This window comes from Thalassoroseus sp. (assembly GCF_984380535.1).
This window is the reverse complement of record NZ_CFHRBF010000021.1, coordinates 158,142-179,854: the sequence shown is the minus strand read 5'-3', so window position 1 is coordinate 179,854 and position 21,713 is coordinate 158,142. Positions and strand designations below refer to the sequence as shown.

Here is a 21,713-nt window from a genome sequence, read left to right as displayed (position 1 = left end):
CAGCGAATGGATAATCCTGGTATTCCTTCACCTGCAAGATTAGACCGTGTTGAGAATTGGAGAGAATATGTTCGGATTGTTTCGCCCCAAATGTCCGGTGGATGCCCGTGAGCAGGCCTGGATTGAAATGCGGATGGCGTGGCTCGGAGAACACCTCGGTTGGGACACCTTGCGGGAAACCCAAACAATTCTCCCCACGGGCGATTTCTTTCCGCTGCCGTATGACGGTTCCGAGTCCGCAGCTCAAGCGATTTACGAGCGTGTGTGCCAGTATGCGAAACAAGACCCCAATGATCTGCCCGTGACACTGTTCGAGGATCAAGCGGATCCGTCGGAACGGTTGGTGTTCGGGCCAGAGTTCTGGACGGCCGAGCATGGATTGCTCGCGTGCGATCCCGGTTCGTCTTCGCACTCGCCTCGGTTGTACGTCGGCAAGACGATCGCCGAAAACCTGGAAGCCCTCATTGCGTTTTTTGCCCGCGGAATTGCCGGTTTTCGGATGATCCAAGATCGGAAACTCCCACGGACTGCTGAGGACTTCCGTCATATCGTGGAACTCATGCCGATTTGGTTCGGGTTGGGAATTTTCACTGCAAATACGGTGCTTGCGGAAACGCCGGGACATTCCGCGTTGGGAATGGGCAGTTCACTGTCGCCGCGAAGTTCGCTGCAAGCTCGCGACTTTGGCTATGCGTTGGCACTCGCGAGTTGGATGAAAGACGAAACGCAACCGGAGTGGAGTCGCCACTTGCGTCGCGATGCGGAAGCGACGTTTGTCGATGGCCTGAAGTACCTCCGCAAAACTGGCGACGCCTGGTTTTCGCCAGAATCGCCGCAGCCGTCCCGATCGCTGTCGGCTTTGGAAACGGATCTGAAATCCGGCACAGACGGGCGGCGGATGTTGGCGTTATGGTCGGTGCAGGATTGGCCGAATGACGATGAGAAACGTCGCTTGGCGGATTTGGTGGCGGAGAACCTCCGACATCACAATCCCATCGTCCGGACCGATGCCTTAGCGACGATGGACCGTTTGGGTTCCCTGGGTGAGACGCATTTCCAAGAAGTCGTCTTGGCGTTGAACGACCCCAAACCCACCGTTCGACAAGCAGCTGCGTTCACGGTTGGCGGGGCGGCTCGGGAACCGGAAATGGTGTTGCCGGAATTGTCGATGCTCCTCAAGGACAACAATCTGAACGTGGTCAACGCAGCGACTTGGGCAGTTGGTCGCTATGGTTCCGTCGCGAGTGATGTGGCTCCCAAGGTCGTCGGTGTTCTGAAATTGGGTCTCGTCCGCGTGCAGGAAACCCTCATTGAACAAGCCGTCGATTCCCTGATGGCCGTCGCGGACGATCCGGAAGCGGTGATCAACGAAGTGTTTCACGAAGGCGACTTGGAACTCGCCCGGCATGCATTGGAGGCAGTAGCGGCTCGGCGGATTCAGAGAAGCCCGGCAGCAGAACAAACTTGAGCGGCCGGTTGGGGTGAATCTTGCGTGGTGGTATGATGTGCGGCGACTATCCGTTCCCCTTCGCTCGAAGTGTGCTCCAAGATGTCCGACGAACGACAATCACCGCCCGCCGAAGTTCGGTTCGCCGACGAGTTGGCCTTTCTCAGCATCTTGGATGCCGCCGACAGTCTTCCTAAACCCGCTGGTTGGCAGTTATCGCCACGGCGTGTGGTGGAATTCATCTGTGGAACCGACGGCGAGAAATTAAAGCTCCCCAAGGGAACCCGAACCCCAAAGGGCGTGCCGAAGTCGCTGGAGATCACAGAGAAATTCGTGGGTGAGCGAAGCACGATCGAACGTTGCGTCGTCACACTCGCGGGTGAACGCGGCCTATTATTGGTTGGCGAGCCCGGCACTGCGAAATCCATGCTCTCGGAGTTACTGGCCGCGGCAATCAGCGGCAACGCCGATCTCACGATCCAAGGCACCGCGGGTGCGTCCGAAGATCATTTTCGCTACGCCTGGAATTACGCATTGTTACTGGCAAAAGGCCCCAGCGAAGATGCACTCGTGCCGTCCCCCATCATGATCGGCATGCGGGAAGGACGACTCGTGCGGGTCGAGGAAGTCACACGTTGCCTACCGGAAGTGCAAGACGCGTTGATTTCGCTGCTCTCGGAACGGCGACTCATGGTGCCGGAACTTTCCGGTGAAGCCGGCAGCGTGTTCGCCAAGCCGGGGTTCAACATCATCGCCACGGCGAACCTCCGTGACCGGGGTGTCTCCGAGATGTCGGCGGCACTCAAACGGCGATTCAATTTCGAAGTCATTCCGCCAATTGCATCGCACGATCGGGAAGTCGCGTTGGTCAAAGCTCAGGCAACAAATTACCTGGAAACCAGCGGCGTCGAACTCTCAGTCGATGACGGTGTTCTCGACATTCTTGTCACCACATTTCGCGATTTACGTGAAGGTCGCACGTCGGAAGGTTGGTCGGTCGAAAAACCGAGCACAGTGATGAGTACCGCCGAAGCCGTCGCGATCGCCACTTCGATGGGTCGCCAATCCGCTTACTTTCCCTCGCAGCAAGATCCGTTATCGCTGTTGCCGGGCTTGTTGCTTGGAGTCGTATTGAAAGACGAAGCGCAAGACCGCGGCCGACTACTGGCGTATTGGGACAGTGTGATCAAACGTCGCAGCGAAGATGGTTCCCGACTGTGGAAACGACTGTTCGAACTCCGTCGAGAACTGGAAAACTAACCGATCATGAGCGACGATCACTCACAACTCAACGCTTTGTTAGAGTGTGGCGAGCCGTTTCTGATCGGTGTCCGGCATCACTCCGCGGCTTTGGCCCGTGCAATTCCGAATTTGCTCGATGAGTTGCAACCGGAATGTGTGCTCATCGAGTTGCCAATGGAGTTTGCACACTGGCTGCCATGGTTGGGACATGAGGACACAACGGCTCCCGTCGCGCTCGCCGGCTGTGCGACGAACGCATTCGGGTTGTGCTTCTATCCCTTTGCTGATTTTTCGCCCGAGTTGGCTGCCGTCCGCTGGGCACTGCAGAACCAAGTTCCGGTCAAACCGTGTGATTTGCCGATCAGTCGGCATCGAAGTGGAGAACGGGAACATCCTCCCGCCGAGGAAAACGGCTTGCTCGCACGACTCTTTCAGAAGACGCAAACACGCGATGTCGGCACGCTCTGGGAGCGTTTGGTCGAGACACCGGCTGTCGGTTCCACACCGGAGGCGATTCGACGATCTGGCTTAATGTTCGGTTATGCATTGCGACGGAATGACGGGATAGCTTCCGATTATGACCGTCGTCGCGAAGCCCACATGCAAGAGTGTATCGCCAATGAAACCGGCCGAATCGCGGTGGTCGTGGGAGCCTACCACGCACCCGCGTTATTGCCCGAGCCACTGCTCTGGTCGCTTCCAGATCAATCACAATCCGCAGCCGATGAGGAAGCCGACGAAATCACAACGGCACTTATTCCGTATTCCTTCGGCCAACTTGACGAACGATCGGGTTACCCCGCCGGTATCCGTGATCCGATTTGGCATCAACGCACTTGGTCGGCGACGTCTGCGGAAGAATTGGATGCGGTCGCAGCGGACTTGGTCGTCTCGGTGTGTCGAAGCCTGCGACTCGCGAAACATCCCATCAATGTCGCCGACGGTAAAGAGGTGCTTCGCATGGCGAGGGACTTGGCCCGTTTGCGGGGTTGGCGGGCACCAGGACGAGGCGAGTTCATCGAGGCGGTGCAAACTTGCCTGACTCGCGGGGAACTAATGGGAATTGGGCGTGCGGTGGCGGCGGCAATGGAGGAGGTACTCGTCGGCAACCGGTTCGGGAGTTTGCCATCCGATTTGCCACGTTCGGGTCTGGCACCGCATGTGGAGTCGTTGCTGGAGGATTTGAAACTCCCCGGAGCCAAACAGATCGGCGAGCAAAAACGCGTGCGGTTGGATCCGCTCCGGAGTCGTCTGGATCGGGCACGGGTCGTGACATTCGAACGGCTCATCGCCTGCGGCGTTCCTTACGCGAACCGCGAAGCCGGCGAGGACTTGGCACATCGCGAGAACCTGACAGACGTTTGGCAAATTGAATGGCAGTCGGCGACGGCGGCGATGATCGAACTGTCCGCGGCCCGTGGGGCGACACTTGGCCAAGCGGCTTTCGGAGCATTGCAAACATCCGGGTTGGGCAAACCGCTCGAAGAATGGTCGACCGCCGAGTTGCCACTCCTGATCCAAGCGGCCCGGTGCGGATTGGCGAACGTTGTGTCTGACGGGTTGCAGTGGTTGGTCGGTCCATTCTTGTTGACCGCGGGGTTGTCGGAACTCACGCAGGCCATGGAATTGATCGAGCAAGTGCGGGCCGGTCATCACCCCGGGTTGCCATCGCATTCCGAACACGATTGGCCACACATCGTGCAAAAATTCGAATTGCCGGACGACGTGCAGACCGCTCCGTTGTTACAAGCCGCGATCGCCCGATTGGAGGGAATCAGCGGTTCGGAAGATTTGACGGACGTCACCAGCTTGCTCGATCTGATTCTGTGGTTTCAACAGCAACCGAGTGACCAAGTCAGTGTTGCCGCCGGTCGACTGATCTGGACACTGCGACAACTCGCGGCGGAAGGTTCCGCATTGATGCAAGGAGTAGCGACCGGCGCGTTGTTGTTACTCGACCATATGACATCGCAGCAGTTCGGCGAACGAATCGGCGGTTGGATTGATGCCGCCGTCGATGCCGACAGTCGTCGCCAGCTGCAAGACCGAATCCGTGCGGTGGTCATCATCGCATTGCCACGAATCTCAGCGGATGTGTCTTGCTTGGACGACGCGGAACAGCGGTTGGCAGCCGAGACCGACGCAGAGTTTCTCGCCAAACTCCCGGCACTGCGAGGTGGGTTTCATGTTATCAGTCCCGCTGCGCGGGATCGGTTGTTAAGAGCACTTTTGGACCGATTGCCGGATGATCAAACGAACGCGGTCGATGTGACGATCGACCCCGAACTCACCGCGTTACGGTTTGCCGCCGATGAAGCCGGCCGTGCGGCGGTCGAGAGTTTCATGCCTGATTTGATTTGGAACACCGATTGGCAACTGCCCGATTCCGCGGAATCGCAGTCCCCAACTCCGAAACCGGGTCAACAATTGTCGCTGGCGGATCGGTGGCGATTAGTTCTCGGTTCCCAACCTGATCGGCTTCCGCCGATGGGGTGTGCGGCGGCGCGTGCGTTGGACGAACTTTACGGGCAAGGGTGTGGCGAGGGTTCAGCGGGACGTCGTTCGGGCGGCGGAGCAGGGCAGGAAGCCCCGTATCCGAATGTGCGAACTTGGTCGGATGATCTCGGTGAACTCTTCGGCGAGAGTGTGCGTGAAGATGTGCTTGCCGCCGCACTCGCGGATGGTCGCACAGCGGTTTTGTCGATTCTCGATACCGAATCTGTCACGCCATCGATTGAACTTCTCGAACAGGTGCTATCACTTAAAGGTGCAGTGCCGGAAGCCCAACTGGCAACCTTGCGTCGATTGGCTCGTCGTATCATTGATCAGCTGGTCAAGGAGTTAGCAACGCGACTTCGCCCCGCGTTATTTGGACTGTCGACATCCCGTCCCACGTACCGACGAACACGGCGACTCGATCTCGATCGAACCTTGCGAGCCAACTTGCATCGGGCACAGCGAACGCCCGATGGTGGCACGACAATCGTACCTGAACGTCTCATCTTTCGCAGCCGATCGCAACGTAGCATGGATTGGCATGTCGTGTTTGTCGTCGACGTTTCGGGTTCGATGGAACCTTCGGTGATCTACAGTGCAATGATGGCAGCGATCTTCTCGGGCCTGCCAGCGATGAGCGTGACCTTTCTCGCCTTCAGCACGAAAGTGATTGACCTCACCGAGCGGGTCGATGATCCGTTGGCGATGCTGATGGAAGTGCAAGTCGGAGGTGGTACTCACATTGCAAAAGGACTGCGGGCGGCACGCGAGCGACTTCGGCAACCGACGCGATCGTTGGTACTGTTGGTGTCCGACTTCGAGGAAGGTTGGCCCGTCAGTGGGCTGCTTGGCGAAGTGCGGTCCTTGGCCGATTCCGGTGCGAAGTGTCTCGGACTCGCAGCCTTGAACGACGACGGAAAACCGCGTTACAACAAGGGAGTCGCAGGGCAGGTGGCGGGGTGTGGAATGCCGGTGTCGGCCCTCAGTCCGTTGGAATTGGCCCGCTGGGTGGGGGAGCAAATCCGATGAGTGCTCGCCCGGTTGTTAGCCCATTAGTCGTTGCGGAAATCGTTTCGGCAGCCCCCGCACGACTGCGTCGCAAACTCGACAAACAACCGACCATTGCCGATGACTGGAATTGGAGTTCCAAATCCGACAGTTGGCAAATAGTAGCGGGCACTGAAACGGTTGAGCTTGCCTCCCGTGTGCTTACACCGGAAGACGTACGTTGCTCGTGTTTGCTGAGTCCCCGGTGTTTTCACGTCCTCGCGGTCCTATCGGTTTTGGAGATTGAAGAAGCACCGCTTGCCGATTCGACTTCCCAAACGGACGTTGAAGAAAACCCGGAATCCTCACGCGTTGAGGTCGAAATCTCGTCAGTGCAACGCAATGCCGCCGCAGGGCTGTGGCGAACGACGGCGAAAGTGTTGGCGGTTGGTTTGCGGGCAGCGGGAGCGTTGTTACAAGCGGAATTATTACGGGCCGTCCACGAATGTCGCTGTCAGGGATTACACCGGTTGGCGGCCGCAGGATTGCGGGTGATGCAAGACATCCGCTTATTGCGTCAAACGGATGCCACTTTCTCCACCGACGACGCCCGGGCCGATCTGACGGATTTGCTCCGATGTGGTTGGGCAATCACGCATGCCGGCTCGGAAATCGACTCACTCTGGATTGGCACCGCTCGGCGAAAGTACGCACCGATCCCCAATCAGCGACTCACGGGATTGTTCACGGAACCGATTCTCACTCGCAGCGGTTTCGCGGGAGTCGTTACCTATCTGGTTGCGGAAGACGGCAGTCTGGGAACGATCAGCAACGTGCGTGGCGGCGACGAATCCCGCGTAGTCGAAGCTTGGCAAACCGGTGCGGACTTTGGCCAACTTTCTACCAGTCATGAAAAGTTGAATCGCACGACCGTCCTGGTCCAAAAAGCCACTCGTTCGAATGATGGCCGACTCGGTGGCGGGCAGGATTGCCGCGCGGTAATTGCCAATGACGACGGCTGGGATACACCGACCATTGCCAATCAGTGGAACAAACCGCTGCACGAACAACTCGACCAGTGCTTCACTCACGAATCGCGGCCGGAAACCGATCGGCCCGCGGGTTGGGACCTCGTATTCCTACGGGGTGTCATCCTCGGCGGAAATGGCGATGAATTACTGTTTCAACCATCCGCCGAAACGCCCCCAATGCGACTGATGGTCGCCCAAGAACACACGTCACTTGCGTACCGATCGAACATCGAACTTCTGAGTCGCGTCGAAAACTTGCCTGTGCGGTGCATCGTGCGTGTCGACTTGACGACGCCCGGATCGGCGGCGGTGTTGGCAATTGGCCAGGACCCGCTTGCCGAGAAATCTGCATGTGAACTGAGTCTGCCGGACGACTTTCGTGGCCGGGTGAGCCTAGGAATTGAGGAACTAAAACGCGGCCATTTGACGTCGGCGAGTCGAACTCCCGTGTTCGCTCAGCATCATTTCCAGGCGGAGACCATCACCGATGGATTGGAATCGCTCCGTCGTTGGCTTGGTGGATTGGTGCTCGGTGGGCGACATGCGCTTCCAACCGGACGTCTACCAGAGTTAAACCGTGAAGTTCGGCGGTTGGAGATCCAAAAGCAACCTGCTGCGGCCGGTTTGCTCGGCAATTTGGCACGATCGGCGACGGCATCGACAGCCGATTTTGAGGGCATCCGCTTTCCTAGCGATCCGGCTGAACTCGCTGAAACCTTCTTGGCTGCCTCATGTTACGAGAACGCAGCCCGGCGTCACTTCCAACGTATCGGATGGCGGCGTTTCGATCTCGAGTGAGGGTGGTCGGGTTGTACGACTTGTGCCGAGTGTGCCACACCTTCGGGGAATACTCGCGATGTCGAATGCTCCGACCGATCAATGGATTTGTGCCAAGGATGGCTTCGCACTATGTGCGGCATCGGTTAGTGAAATCCATCGGGACCCAAGGGAGTGGGGCAAGATGCGTCAAATCGGATTCTGCGTTTGCAGCTTGCTACTCGTTCTAAGCACCGGTTGCACAAGTGTGTTACGGTCTTCGTCGAAGTCAAGTTGCGGCCCTGTTCCTTGCTCGAATTATGGTCGAGCATCGGTTACCTGTGCCGACGCCAACACCGCCTGCGGAACCGAACAGCATGGCTGCGCATGTTGTCAAAGTAGTTCGCGGACCGAAAGCGGGAAGTGCGGTTGGGGATTGTTCGGACCCGTGTTCTCCGATCCTCGACTGACAGAAGGTACGGCACCGTGCCTCTGGCAATACGGCTACAATGTGATCCTCTCGGGGTCGCAAATGTGCAATGCCATACTCGGCGGCGACCCGGATGAATCCTTCTCCTCGCGTTGCGGACGAGCTGAACAAGACGGTGTGTGGCCGGTGAAATATGTGGTTGCCCCTGTCGCCGACGCTCTAATCGGGGAAAACCATTGCCAAAAGTCAACGGAGTGCCAAGGCAATCGGAAACGCGAAGTCTGGTCCTGGTGAAATCTCGCACCTGCCAACGTCGACCACTTCTTCCGACGGAAATTTGCTCGAATTGAGATCCTTTGGCGTGTTGTCTTCGTATAATGCGTCAGGAGGATTCGAATCCAATGAGTGCAATTTCCGTCCGCTGCCCCCTGTGTGGCAACGAGAATCTCTTTCCCGAACAGTTCGCGGGACGTGAATTGGCATGCGCTCATTGTGGGGAAGAACTGACGATCCCCAGCCAACTCAACGCTGATGAACCGGTCCCCTTGAAACCAACTCCTGCGACGCCCCAACTGCCGTCCAACGGCCGCAAGAAAGGAATGTTGAGTCGGGTTCGAGAATTCACTTGCCGCCGTGTGGGTCAAGCGATTGGTCTGATTCTGGGAATTTACGGCGGAGTGACGGTCGGTCTGTGGTTTGCCTTCCAACAAGGCTGGGCCGGCGGCATTCTCAGTATCGCCACCGCACCGATCGGCGGATTACTCGGGTTGATGATCGGTCAGGCATTCGGTCGCCGAGTTGGTGGTTGGATTGGTGGTCGTCGATACGGATGGTTTGGAATGCTGGTCGGTCTGTGTGCCGGCTTGGGAATGTGGGCTTGGGACCGCGAGAACGGCTGGGCGGAAATCACGACGGCCGCATTGGACCCGCTCGATTGGGGTCGATTGGCGACCGTGATGGCGATCTCCGCTCTGATCTTAGGACTCACCGTTGCAATCGCCGAACGATTCTTCGGTCAGTCGGCAACTTAACAACCGCTCGTGAATTAATTCCGACTGGCGGTCATTGCCTGTGTCGACGCATTAATCGGTGGTCGGGGCAGTCGTTTGGGAGTTGTCGGTTGTCGGACTTCAGCCTGCGTCGCGACTTCGTTTCGCGTGGCGACTTCCTCCCGCGTGGCAACTTCATTCGTTTGAGGTGGCGATAACAACGCGGCTCGCATTGCCTCGACGATTTTCCGTTCGGGCCGTTGCGGATCGGCGGCGATCTGACACACTTTGGTCAGCAGACCAGGAGCTCCCTGGATCATCCCGTGTTCCACACGTTGACGACTGTTCCGAAGGCCGTTTCTTAGCCCTTCACGGACGTTGCGTTCGTTCATCAGAAGCCCCGAAGTCCGCACCCAGGCCGGTTCGCCGAAGGTCCAGTTATCCGGCGGCAATTGAAATCGCGTCCCTTGAACCGTCAACTGAGGTTGGCCGTTTTGCTCGACCCGGGCCAAATCGAAAGCGATCCACAATTCCTTGCGGTGCCCCATCATCAGTTGCAGCGGTCCGCAGTTCGCCTGCCCGACAGAACCCGCTAACGAGATTCCTTGGATCGAGAGCTGAAGATTCTTCAATCCGAGCCACAAAGTGGCTTGTTCACTCGACTTCTGTTCAACAACAGCTCGGGTGACTTCACCTCGATACGAGAGATTCTGGAACACACACTGGAACGCCACACCGTTTTTCTGAACCTGCTGCTGCATGTTCTGCAGAGTTCCGGACACCGTAAAATTGACATCAATCGGGACCGATTCAGCAGCGAAGAGGAATTGACCAGTTATCAAAGTGGCTGCAAAAGCAGTCAGCAAACGAAGAGTCAAAGATCGCATGGCATCCTTTCCAGCGAGTGAGCAAATTAACGCCGATCCATCGGCAATCCGCACCTTGAGCAAAATCGGAGCCGAAGAGAAAAATTTCCTGCAATTAGCGAAACTCATGGATTCAAGGGCCATTGCTTGCGGCCATGTTGGTTCGGCAATACCCAGGTTTTCCCCCGAGAATTTGACTTAGAAACCAAGTGGAAATCGATCGAAGCGGTGATTCGTTTTGCAATGCCCCAACTACTTGTTGTGCAAGAATCTCCAGCGAGTCGTGCAGGAATTGCAATTCCGGGTTCGCGTCGCTGCGATGGCATTGTTATACTGCCGGTCATTCGCAACATCACTCGGGAATTGATTTCACCTATGTCGGCAGTCCGTGGAATTCGAGGGGCAACATCAGTCACGGTTGATGAACCGGAAGAAGTGCTCGCAGCAACTCGTGAGTTGCTCGAAGAGATTCTTTCCGCCAACAACATCGACCATTTCGACGACATCGTCTCGGCCATCTTCACCACCACCGAAGACCTTTGCTCAACATTCCCCGCCGAGGCAGCCCGGCGGTTGGGTATGTCTCAGGTCCCCCTCTTGTGCGCTCGTGAAATTCCCGTCGCAGGCAGTATGCCAATGTGCATACGTGTACTTTTGCATGTAAACACCGACCTTAGCCAAGCGGAAATGCGACACATCTACCTTCGCGAAGCACGTCGTCTTCGCCCAGATGTGACCAGCGCTCAATAACCGTTCGTTAGATGGACGGTCAGACATACGTCAAGTTTCCTGCTGAAAATGCGGGACCGCAGTGTGTTCTTCGCGCGCAAACTTCCCTTTCGCCAAGTCTCCGAATCTGCTACAGGTTCTTTTCAGGTGACGGATCACCGACTTGTTTCGGAGAGGATGCATGGACGAATCAACAGGCCAACCAGATCGACCCAACTCGCCCGTCTCCTATCCTCAGAACCGGCCTGTACCCACAGCCGATTTTTCGGAGCCGATGCTTCCCGAAGATGCCGGCTTGGGATGGTTGATGACCGTCGGACTGTTCCGTTTCGCCAAGTACCTGCTGCGAAGCGCGGGCATTGTATTGCGTTGGGTTTTTGCCGTAGTCGCATGGATGTTATCGCCATTGACGGCTCCGTTCCGCTCGGGACGGTATGCGGTTGTCGAATCGAAAGCGAATACCACCCGAACCACGGCCAGTGATTACACCAAGCCGTCCGCCGCTGCCGTCGGTCATTGGTTTGGACAGCAGAGTCAAGTTGCTGCCACTCGCCTGCGTCAATTGCCGGGACAGGTCAACCAACGTATCCATCGCGATACCGCGTGGCTCTGTGCCAGTATCACCGGGACCGCCGGGTTAGTCCTGATGGCGATTGTGCAGCTCATGTACGTGTTCCCGACGACGGCTTCATTGTCTCCCCAAACAGTGACAACCGATGTCGGTCCACATGAAGCTCGCGATCTGTTGCCGCTGGTGACGAGCACAGGAACTTCGGCCTCTCCGGTACCGTTTCCGACCGATCTTCCCGACTTCGCTCCCACCGGGAACTTCGATAAACATCGTCGCGACGAGCAACCAGCGATTCGAGAGATTTCGCAAGCGGACCGACCAGCTTTCGATCCCACGAAGCCACTCGATGAGCAAGGTTTCGTGCCGATTCGCCCGCGAACCAAGCCTTCGAAAGACATCGAGCCCGCGGGCAACGTGAGTACCGTTCCGGTACCTGCGAACATCGAGACCATCCCCACAGAACGGATTCCTGGCCCAACTCCAGCCGGTTCAAGCGATCCTTTAGACAACCTGTTTTCGCAAGAGGATCCCTTTGCCAATGTCCCGGCACGACCGACTCCGGTGAATCCGCAACCAAGTTCCGCCGCCTTTGAACCAGTGATGCCAAGCCCCCTGCCGGGAACATCAGTGTTAGAGACGCAACCGATTCCTGTAGAACTTGCGAGCGAACCGCCTCGTGATCTCACGCCAACTCCGTCGGCCGACCCGCTCGACGAGCTTTTCGGCCCGGCAAGGCCAGCGGCTTCAAGTCCTCAGCCAACACCAGCGACGGATTACACCCCGCCACCTGTGACGCCTGGTCCCGCAACGTCTGACCCATTAGACGCATTGTTCGGGCCAAAACCGAAGCCAGCAACACCAACGAATCCCGAACCAGCCCCGCCTGAGAAAATCCGCGCGGAACCACAAGTCGACCCGTTGGATTCGTTGTTTGGACCACGTGCCTCGCCGCCTGCAACAACCCCGGCGATGAATCGCAGCACGCCAATGCCAACGAACGTGACGCCCACGATCGAGCAACCGGAATTCAATGTTCCGTCACCTCAGCCGATGACCCCAGCAGAACCGGCAAGCCAGCCATCCGCCGATCCGCTGGATTCACTATTCAATCCGCCGCCGATCAACACGGAACCACCCCGAGCCCCGGAAACGCCAGATTTTGCCAATCCACCGGCTCCGAACAATGTCGAAACCGAAGCACCACCGATGTCGGTTGACCCGCTGGATGGATTGTTCAGCCCGTCTGCAAACCCAACGCCGTCGCCCGCAACGTCGCCAATGAACTCGGACACGAGTAACTCCAACGTGCCGACTCGAAACGTCCCGACGTCTCAAGATCCGTTGGACTCATTGTTCACTCCAAAACCGATTGCCCCGGAACCGAATGCCGGCCCAGAACCGCCGGATTTCTCCCCAGTTCCAACGAAGCCGCGGATGGAATCCGAATCTGAGACTAGTGACCCACTCGACGCCTTGTTCGGTCCGAAGCCACTAGAGAACACTGGCAACGAACGCCCGCCGATTTCAGTTCCTAACGTCAATAACGTCCCGACGCCTGGACCTGACGAGTCGGCACCTCCCGTGATGCAGCAGCCCTCGCTTCCGTACAACGTGGAACCGCGACCATCAATCATTCCGCCTGTCGAACGTATCCCGGTCGAGCGAAACGCCTCACCCCCTCGGGAACCCTATGATCCCTTGGATTCCCTCTACCCGGATTTGCCGAGTGCCACACCGCCGCCACCTCGACCAGTGACCGAACCCAAGCGGGCCATGGTGGATCCAGCCGATCAATTCGATGTCCTGATCTTGGCGTTGCCGCCGAGCGACCCAGCGACATTCGAGCTGTCATCACGGATTCACTTACCGGATCGCCTGCAGCGACCAACACAGATCGCACGCGACCGTTGGGAACGAACCACGGGGGCCACGATTGAAATCGCGGCTCCCGTTCGGTCGTATCGGGACCGACTTCCGGACGAAACTCGTCGCCAACTCGAAGCCGATCTCAGCGATGGCCCCGCGACCGATAACGTTCCGGTATTGTCGGCAGGAGACCGAACGGATCATGCTGTTGCACACGAACTCGACGTTTCCGTCGAGAAGCACAGTCCGTCCAATGTTTCGGCGAACTTACCAACGCAGTACGAAATCTGGGTTCGCAATCATGGGGCGAAACCCGTCTTGAGTGTGGACGTGGACGACAACGTCCCGCCGACGCACCGCGTGATTGCCGTCAATCCGCCGGCCCTGTTCGATCGTGATACGCTGCGATGGCGGTTACGAGATTTGCAGCCGAATGAACTTCGGAAGCTGACTGTTGAACTCGTACCGACGCAGACCGGCACCGTCGAAACCTTCGCTTCCGTGAAAGCAACCATCACGGTTTCCTCGTCGACGAAAGTGGAATCGCCGGCCGATGGGAATCTCAGAATCGAACCAACGGAGCCACTTCCCGGCCCCACAAGTCCTCCGCAAACTCCCTCGGAACCGCGTTCTCAAATTGTGAAATTGCGATTGGACGTCGACGTCGCCGATCGACTCCGCGTCGGGCAACCTTGCGGGATTGTGTTCACGGTGACGAATACCGGCGATCGGCAAGTCGAGGGAATTTGGCTGCGAACGTCTTTGCCGGAAACACTGACCCACCGTATCGGCCAACACTTGGAATACATTGTGGGGCGACTGTCGGCCGGCGAATCCAAAGAAATTCACCTAGCACCGCAGGCACGAACCGCAGGTCGGTTGCCAATCGACGCTGTGATTCTCGTCGATGGGGAGGAAGCGGACGTCGCTCGTCGGGAGCCGGTCGTCTATGATCCGGGCATGCGGTTGCGTCGAAAGGGTTGGCGCGAAGTAACGGTCGGCAGAGCGGTCACGTTTACCAATCATGTGGAAAACCTGACCGATCACGAACTCCAGCGGATACGAGTCGAGGAGTTCGTGCCGAGCGGAATGGAAGTGGTAGAAGTCGGGCAGGGCGGCGTGTACGATCCAGTCTCTGCGCGAATCGTATGGAATATCGCTCAGGTGCCGCCTCAACAGACGCAAATGCTCGATGTGACGCTTCGTCCCCGCGAAGCCGGTCCGCATCAGTCGGAAGTTTCCGCGTCAGTCGGTCAGGACTCCGCCACTCCGATTATTGCCCGCGTGGAAGCGAAGCCGGTCGATGATTTGGCAACAAATCGCACCGAACCTTAACCGGCCGACTTCACGTCCTCAGCCAGGTCACGCCAGAAGATTGTCGCCCTCGTTTTCCTGTTGATGGATCGTCACGGGCCAGCCTGGGAACTGGTTTGTCGCTTTGCCGTCAGTGGCATCGATGAGGAAGCGGAACGATTCGATGTGATACGTCTTGGCTTTGGGATCGATCGTGACGAACCCGAAGCCACTGCCTTTCTGATGGGCTTTCTCGTACCGGTTCCGCTTCGTGCCGACCTCGGGATTGCCCACCGCGTAAACATATGCCTTGTTTCCAAAGCCGTCGATGAATTCCCCGGTGTTTGGCAGCCCATGTTCGGGGCGATTCTCGTGGGGCATACCGATTTCGTCGGGTCGCCACCAACGCGGATAACCAGCCGCGATCGCGGGCGTGCAGAACGACCAGTTGGAATCGCGTTGCTCATCAACGCCGTATTGTGTCAGTGTCGTCAAGTGTTGATCGCCGTTGATGTGCAATGGTTTTGCTTTGCGGATTATGCGAACGGCATTATTCCGAGGCGTCTGTGGCCAACTTCCGCAATCCAAGTCCGCTTTCAGATAGCCGTTGTAGCCGCCGTGATGGGTCGCGACGCCTGCGAACACTGTCTGGCTGAGTAGGACTTTCAGCGCATGACCATCCCAGTTCTTGGCCCATTCTTTGAGGAATTCTTCCTGACGTTCCCCAAGTAGGATCAGCCCAGGTCTGTCGAGCTTTTGGGTGTCGAAGTCGGGATCGGAAACATGGTCTGCCCGTCCGCTACCGGTTTCGACACGTTCCGGACCACTCTTCCACTGTCGGTCGGCAATGATCGCGAAACCGACACCGCCGTAGATCATCTCGCCGTAGTAAACACTGATATCTTGCTTGCAGGGTTCCGCATCGTAGGGATCGGGGTGATGGGCGGTGTTGGTCTTATGGACGACATTGACCATCCGCGCGGGTTCACGATAGCCGCCCTTGGAAGACGTGCTGCCGGACGTCATCTTCGCTCCGCCCTCGCCCCAAATGTTTCCTTGGAAGACGTCGTGATCGTCGGGAAGACACAGCGTCGGGCGGTCCCGCATCGCTTCGCCAAAGGACCAACCGTGTTGGTAGTATTTCCGCAAGTAGTTGAGGATCGCAGGTTCGGCAGGATCGCGAATGAGCCCGTAACCCCCATGGTTCTCGTAGAGTTGATCGCCCGAGAAATACAACATATCCGGATCGAGCGCAAGCAAGTTGTTCGCGACCGGTTCATATGGAAAACCGTAATCGTTCTGGCAGGTGAGCGCTGCGAGACGTAACGGTCGTCCCGATGGGTTCTCACGGATGATGCCGGTCCGCTCGGAAACGATTTCCAGGCCGTTCTTGTGCTGCTCGCGGTAAATCAGTTTGAAGGGCGTGTTCTGTTTTTCATTCCAATTGGGAACACGAAAAGTCGCGGTCCAGGCATCGGTGTCCAAGTCAGTTTGACCAAGCGATTTCCACTCGTCGTCGAACTTTGCTTGCAGTTCGACTGTGTGATTGTCTTGCTTCCCCAGTGGCCCGGTGAGGGCACTGATCTTCATTACGAACCCCTCGTCGCTGCGGGAATCGCTGAGGGAATACATTGACCACAAAATCGGCCCGAATTTGCGTTCGGGTTTGACGGTGAACGCATTTCCGGTGACCGTCCACTTGTGGAATCGATAGCGAGAACCGCGTCCGCCTTTGATCTTGGCATCGAGATTATTCACGATCGCGACGTTGCCAAGGATGTTCTCGATGGGAACGTTGCGAACAATGGTTCCGTGCTGTGCCCCGGTTTCCGGATCGAGTGCGGTCAGCGTTAGCTTGTAGGTCTTTTCCGAGGGCTCACCAGTGAGTACCAACCGGAATGAACTGGGAATTTCGTTGACGTTCATCCCAGACTTCTGGGGACCAAGAACAAGTTGGTTATCGACCACACCGCAAGTGATACCGTTTTTTGCGAAGCAGTTGCTGCGGTATTCGTTGATCTCGCTATGAACCCCCACACGGAACCCGAACCCACCATCCTGTTTTTTGACTTCCGCACGGGTAGCGTGCAGCGTCATCTGAAACTTGCCCTCGGGGTTTGTGAGTTGGTGGGTAATGAGGTGAATGTTCCGATCCCCACCGAACGACTGGCACTCGGCCGCACCATCGACGATTCGCCAGTCCTCCATGGGATTCGCCCATAGCTCTTCCCCCAACCACACGCGGTCGTGAGTGATGTCCCAGCGACTGTTGAACGATGGCAAATCAAATGAACTTGATGTTTGGGCACGCGCTGGCCGCGACGAAAACACGCCTGCCACACTAGTTCCAAGTGCGACGAATTTCAGAGCCATCCTGCGAGTCAACGAAGGCATATTACAGAAGTCCTCAGATAGTATTCAGCGAGTAGAAGTGTCAGTGGGATACGTTACGACGCGCCATCGCAAATAGAAAACGTGATCGGTGCGTCATGCACGATTTCGCATTTGTCAGCGTTAACGGGTACTACTACTGGCGTCAATGGGTGCCACTGCTGGCTTGCCCAGCAGTGTTTTTAGCGACTCCCGGTCGGCTGGTCACTCGCACTGCTAGGCAAGCTAGCAGTGGCACACAACTTCTTTCTTGATAATAGTTTGTGTTCGTTATCATCTCACAAATGCGTAATCGTACATGATGCACCCTACGAATCTGTGCCCGAATGGTCGATTGGGCCACCGACTAGCTCAGTTTCTTCAGTCGGCTGACGCGACCGGTGGCGACCCACTCGGCGACGAAGATATCCCCATTGGCGGCGAAACAGGCATCGTGCGGGTGCACGAACTTGCCGGCTTGCCAACGGGAGGCATCGTTGCGAATCCCCTGTTTCGTGGTGACCCGTTCGACATCGCCACCAAGTTGGGCGACGACTTCATTCTTCTCATTGAGGAGGGTCACGCGGGCATGGAGTTCCGGCACGAGCAGTAAGTTTTCCCATGTGTCGATGTTGGCGGGCAAACCAAATCCGGTTTGTGTGCGGAGGTATTTGCCATCGAGCGTGAGGTACTGCAGCGTATGATGGGCTCGGTCGCAAATGACGACTTCCGGGTCGCCATCACTCCGACGATCGATCCAAATACCGTGCGGCGTGGCGAATTTCCCTTCACCTTGACCGGGACCACCGAACTTGGACACCCAGTTGGCATCTTTGTCGTAACGGTGAATGTAGAACGACCCATAACCGTCAGCGAGCAGGAATCCGCCGTCATCGAGAAATGCGAAGTTGGTCGGTAGGAACCGATCACGTCCCCAAACTTTCTTGCGATCGGTGTCTTCATTGGCAGCGTACACTTCGGATTCCATCGGGGCATATTTTTCCCAGACGGTCTCTCCAGTGAGAGTCAATTTCGCGAACGCTTTGACTTGCTGATAGGCACAGACATAAAGAAACTCTTCGCTGCCTTCCTGGCGAACTTCCAACCCATGCCCGCCGCCCTGGAATTGCTTTCCGAAAGCCCGAATGAATTTCCCGTCTGAGTCAAATACGAAAATCGACGGATGATCTTTCAGGTTCGCCCGCCCCTCATGAATAACGTACAGATTGCCGGCCTTGTCGACTGCGACGTTATGGGTGGTTTGCCAGGAATACTTGCTCGGGAGTTCCGGCCAATTGTGCTCGACTTCGTAGCGGTACTCGCCTTCACCGACCACGAGCGGCTTATCAGTTTTTGCAGCGGTGATCACCGACGGTGCAGCAACGATAGCGGCAGTCGCGGCGGCAGATTGAGTCAGGAATTCCCGTCGGGTTACGGCAGACTGAGACGCGGAAGCCATTGAACATCTCCGAACGAAGTTGGCTGAGATTGGGCAAGTTGCGATGCCCGTATTGTGCCGTCTTCCGTTCGTGAGTGAAAGCGTGTCGGTTCAATCGACCTTGGGCGTTGTGATCGCTGGTTGAATTTCGCGACCAATTCCACTCTGGTTCATCGAATTCGAAGAACCGCCGAAGTTGCTCACGACTTGGCCGGGAGCGCTGAGCCCCCCAGTAATGAGCAGGCCCTGTAGCTGCACAGATGCAGAATTCAACTCCCGCATGGCAGCGATCGAGTTGATCTGATTTTCCACGTACGTTCGACGAACCGTTAGTAAACGGAGGAAACCGATCTCACCCGACTGATAGCCGCGTGTGGTCAGGTCAAGCGCTTCCTGGGCAGTTGGCAGGATTTCGTCGCGATACAAATCGACCTGTGTGCGGGCAACTTCGTAGCGTTGGACAGCCTGGGCGAGTTGCTGACGAATGGCGTATTCCAAACGCTGTACATTCTCCAAAGCGGCATAAAATTTCGCATACGCGGCAGAAATGTTTCCTTGGTTCTTATCGTGAACCGGTAGCATCACACCAAGTTGCAAGCCGAAGACCGCGTTATCGGTTGCGAAGTCGTTGAGGACATTCGCTTGGAGTTGGACATCCGGAATCGGTTGAACTTGTTCACGACGTAGCTGGGCTCTTGCCTGTTCGATTTGGGCATGAGCCGACTGCAACACGGGATTCTCGGCTTGGAGCCGTATCCACTCCTGCTCGAAGTTCAGTGGCTTTGTCGGACGATCAAGTTGACCTTGCAGCGATTCAGCGGGCAACTCGTCCACACCGATTAAAGCCGCCAGTTCGCGTCTCGCTCCACTCTCCTGATGACGGGCCGTTTGCAGAATCACATCGACCGCATTCAGCTCTAACTTTGCTTGCAGAACGTCTGTCTGAGGAACTTGACCGGCTTGTTGCAGTTCCCGGGCGGTTTGAAGCCCTTTTTGAACGATCGCATGCAACTCCTCTGCAACTTCAACGGTTCGCTGAGTCGCCAAGAGTTGATAGAACTGATCTCTCACACTATTGACGACCGCCCATCGTTGGGCATTGGCTTGCCAGCGGTTTTGCTCGACGTTCCAACTCGCTGCCACTTGATTGAGTTCCAGTTTGTCGGCTGTCACGATGGTCTGATTAACGAAGACGCCTTGCTTCCCCAAGGTGCCCTCGTCGTTAATTTCTTCTCCCATATAACCGGCAACCGGGTTAGGATAGAGTCCCACTTGCTGCCAGTTTCCTTCCGCTTGCTGTACGAGCAAACCTGCTTGGCGAAGTGTTGGATTATTCTCCAAAGCCATCGCTTCCAGCACATCGAGCGTCAACCCGGCTGAGCCAACTGTCTGGATGGTCTCAGGCGATGGGGCTATCACCGTTTGCGGTTCGGGAGTCTCGTTGTCGCTGATGTCTTCTGCGGAAGCCAATTGCGTATTCGGGTTTGTTTCCGAAACGGGCCGACACGCGGGAATACTCTCCGAAGACGGTTCGCGTGAGAATGTTGCCACATCCAAATTCGCGCACGAAGAAAGTCCGCAAATCGCGAGCACACTGGCGAGTCGACGAAGCCTCCGCTGTTTTGAAGCACCGAAACCATCGGGACCGGCAAACACATCACGTGGTAAACGCGAGGAATTCGGATGGGTTGGCATAGTGTTCCGCATCCGCAATGAGAGGACGACAAACCGAATAACACGTCAAGTGGTATCGGATGGATCACTCATGTCGCTTGACCCGATTTCGCAGCCCAAAAGCCGAGTAACCGTCAAGAAATTGATCTGTTTACGTGAATTGACTCAAGTAAGATTATGCACAATCACCGGAATTTTGATTTGGGGTCTGGTTCGTCGAAGGAGTCATGCAACCCGGCGTCAATTTCTGCGTCGACATTCGATTTGCCCAACTGTTGGTCTCCGCGTCCGACCGTAGTACAACGTGCAAAATATTTCGGAAACCCTGAAAATTGATTGAACTCGCACCGTATAGCGTGTCAGCAGCGTCAGATAGGAAACGAAATTGGTCGTCGGAGCTTGTTCGATTGATAGATGGCCGTGAACATTTCCACGACAATTCGACCTTCTAATCCACTCACTAAGGGCGGTCGGTTAGCACGAACTCCTTGCAGAAAATCTTGAATTTGTAATTCATGGTAGTAAGTAGTCGCGTCGATCTGGCTGAAGCGATCGCGATCTTCGGTTTTGAATTCAGCAAGACGATGTTCTTCACCCGGGATTGTCCACAGATCGTTGAGGGGCGGATCCGCGATGGACGTCATCCCGGCCACGAATGTCGCACCGGAATCGGTTTGAACGCCGACCGAAGCTCCATTCGAACCATGAATATGGACCTTTGTGTAAATTCCCGGGTTCTGGGACAAACTTGTAACGATGTTCCCTAATCCGCCGGATTTGAACCGCACGATCGCCACGGATGTGTCTTCGACTTCGATATAAGGATGATTCAAATTGGCCCAATAACCGGAGATCTCGTCGATCTCGCCCATGAACCATTGCAACATATCTAATTGATGGGGCGATTGATTCACTAGCACACCGCCGCCTTCGGTGTCCCAGCGTCCTCGCCACGGATCGGATTCGTAATATGCCTGGTCCCGCCAGCTGAACATCGAGAATGTGCCCAGAATCGGTTGCCCGATTTTGCCGGCGTCAATCGCGGCTTTCATCCGTTGTACGGGTTCGAAGAACCGTCGCTGACTGACGATTCCCAGTTGAACACCGGCGGAATCACAAGCGTCGAGCATGCGATCGCAGGCTTCGAGCGACGAAGCCATCGGCTTTTCGACGAGAACATGAGCCCCCGCAGCGGCGGCTTCGATCGTCGGTTGTTCGTGAAGCGGATGCGGCGTGCAGATCATGACGGCTTCCGCACCGGTTTCGCGAATCATCTGAGAAACCGAGTCAAACGCCTTGACGTTATAATCAACAGCGAACCGTTCGGCTCGATCTTTTTGTCCGTCACATACCGCCACGAAATTTGATTCGCTCAGCCGCGACAATGCCTGAGCATGAATCTGGCCGACCTTGCCACAACCTACGAGAGCCGTCCGAACAGGTTCCATGTTTGACCTTGTCGATGGTTTCTTCGTTCACAACCTACCGCCCCGCGAAAACAGATTCCCAGGGGATGGAATTACCTCTT

General features: G+C 56.5%; 12 protein-coding genes. 7 read left to right on the top strand and 5 right to left on the bottom strand.

Translation table 11 applies throughout. The features are described from left to right. The first annotated feature begins 67 nt into the window (after positions 1–67). From AC5DDB_RS25515 to AC5DDB_RS25495, 5 genes are all read left to right on the top strand, one after another. The gene (locus AC5DDB_RS25515) at positions 68–1,468 is read left to right on the top strand and encodes a HEAT repeat domain-containing protein (protein ID WP_491742584.1); all 1,401 of its coding nucleotides are present in this window, start codon (positions 68–70) and stop codon (positions 1,466–1,468) included. Positions 1,469–1,549: 81 nt separating this feature from the next. Beyond that, complete coding sequence (locus tag AC5DDB_RS25510; protein ID WP_491742583.1) at positions 1,550–2,707, top strand: ATP-binding protein; 1,158 nt, start codon at positions 1,550–1,552, stop codon at positions 2,705–2,707. Positions 2,708–2,713: 6 nt separating this feature from the next. Then, a complete protein-coding gene (locus AC5DDB_RS25505) occupies positions 2,714–6,214 on the top strand; it encodes a DUF5682 family protein (RefSeq protein ID WP_491742582.1) in 3,501 nt (1,166 codons plus the stop codon). Beyond that, complete coding sequence (locus tag AC5DDB_RS25500) at positions 6,211–8,001, top strand: hypothetical protein (RefSeq protein ID WP_491742581.1); 1,791 nt, start codon at positions 6,211–6,213, stop codon at positions 7,999–8,001. The genes AC5DDB_RS25505 and AC5DDB_RS25500 overlap by 4 nt, the downstream gene beginning before the upstream one ends. A 789-nt stretch (positions 8,002–8,790) precedes the next feature. Further along, positions 8,791–9,420: a hypothetical protein gene (locus AC5DDB_RS25495; protein WP_491742580.1), complete on the top strand. Its 630-nt coding sequence runs from the start codon at positions 8,791–8,793 to the stop codon at positions 9,418–9,420. Positions 9,421–9,434: 14 nt separating this feature from the next. Here the strand turns inward: AC5DDB_RS25495 and AC5DDB_RS25490 are convergent, their stop codons facing one another. After that, positions 9,435–10,265 (bottom strand): hypothetical protein, encoded by an 831-nt coding sequence (locus tag AC5DDB_RS25490; RefSeq protein WP_491742579.1) that lies wholly within the window; start codon positions 10,263–10,265, stop codon positions 9,435–9,437. 354 nt (positions 10,266–10,619) lie between these two features. On the opposite strand from AC5DDB_RS25490, the gene aroH reads away from it, so the two are divergent. Next, a complete protein-coding gene (gene aroH / locus AC5DDB_RS25485) occupies positions 10,620–10,994 on the top strand; it encodes a chorismate mutase (protein WP_491742602.1) in 375 nt (124 codons plus the stop codon). Positions 10,995–11,154: 160 nt separating this feature from the next. Then, on the top strand, positions 11,155–14,745 hold the full coding sequence (locus AC5DDB_RS25480) for a hypothetical protein (protein ID WP_491742578.1): 3,591 nt from the start codon (positions 11,155–11,157) through the stop codon (positions 14,743–14,745). 27 nt (positions 14,746–14,772) lie between these two features. On the opposite strand, the gene AC5DDB_RS25475 is transcribed toward AC5DDB_RS25480, so the two are convergent. The 4 genes from AC5DDB_RS25475 to AC5DDB_RS25460 form a co-directional block, all read right to left on the bottom strand. Then, positions 14,773–17,097 (bottom strand): alkaline phosphatase D family protein, encoded by a 2,325-nt coding sequence (locus AC5DDB_RS25475; RefSeq protein ID WP_491742577.1) that lies wholly within the window; start codon positions 17,095–17,097, stop codon positions 14,773–14,775. Between the two features lie 343 nt (positions 17,098–17,440). Continuing rightward, positions 17,441–18,532: a twin-arginine translocation signal domain-containing protein gene (locus AC5DDB_RS25470; protein ID WP_491742576.1), complete on the bottom strand. Its 1,092-nt coding sequence runs from the start codon at positions 18,530–18,532 to the stop codon at positions 17,441–17,443. A gap of 90 nt (positions 18,533–18,622) precedes the next feature. Next, on the bottom strand, positions 18,623–20,206 hold the full coding sequence (locus AC5DDB_RS25465; protein WP_491742575.1) for a TolC family protein: 1,584 nt from the start codon (positions 20,204–20,206) through the stop codon (positions 18,623–18,625). A gap of 347 nt (positions 20,207–20,553) precedes the next feature. Continuing rightward, a complete protein-coding gene (locus tag AC5DDB_RS25460; RefSeq protein ID WP_491742574.1) occupies positions 20,554–21,633 on the bottom strand; it encodes a Gfo/Idh/MocA family protein in 1,080 nt (359 codons plus the stop codon). Positions 21,634–21,713: the final 80 nt, after the last annotated feature.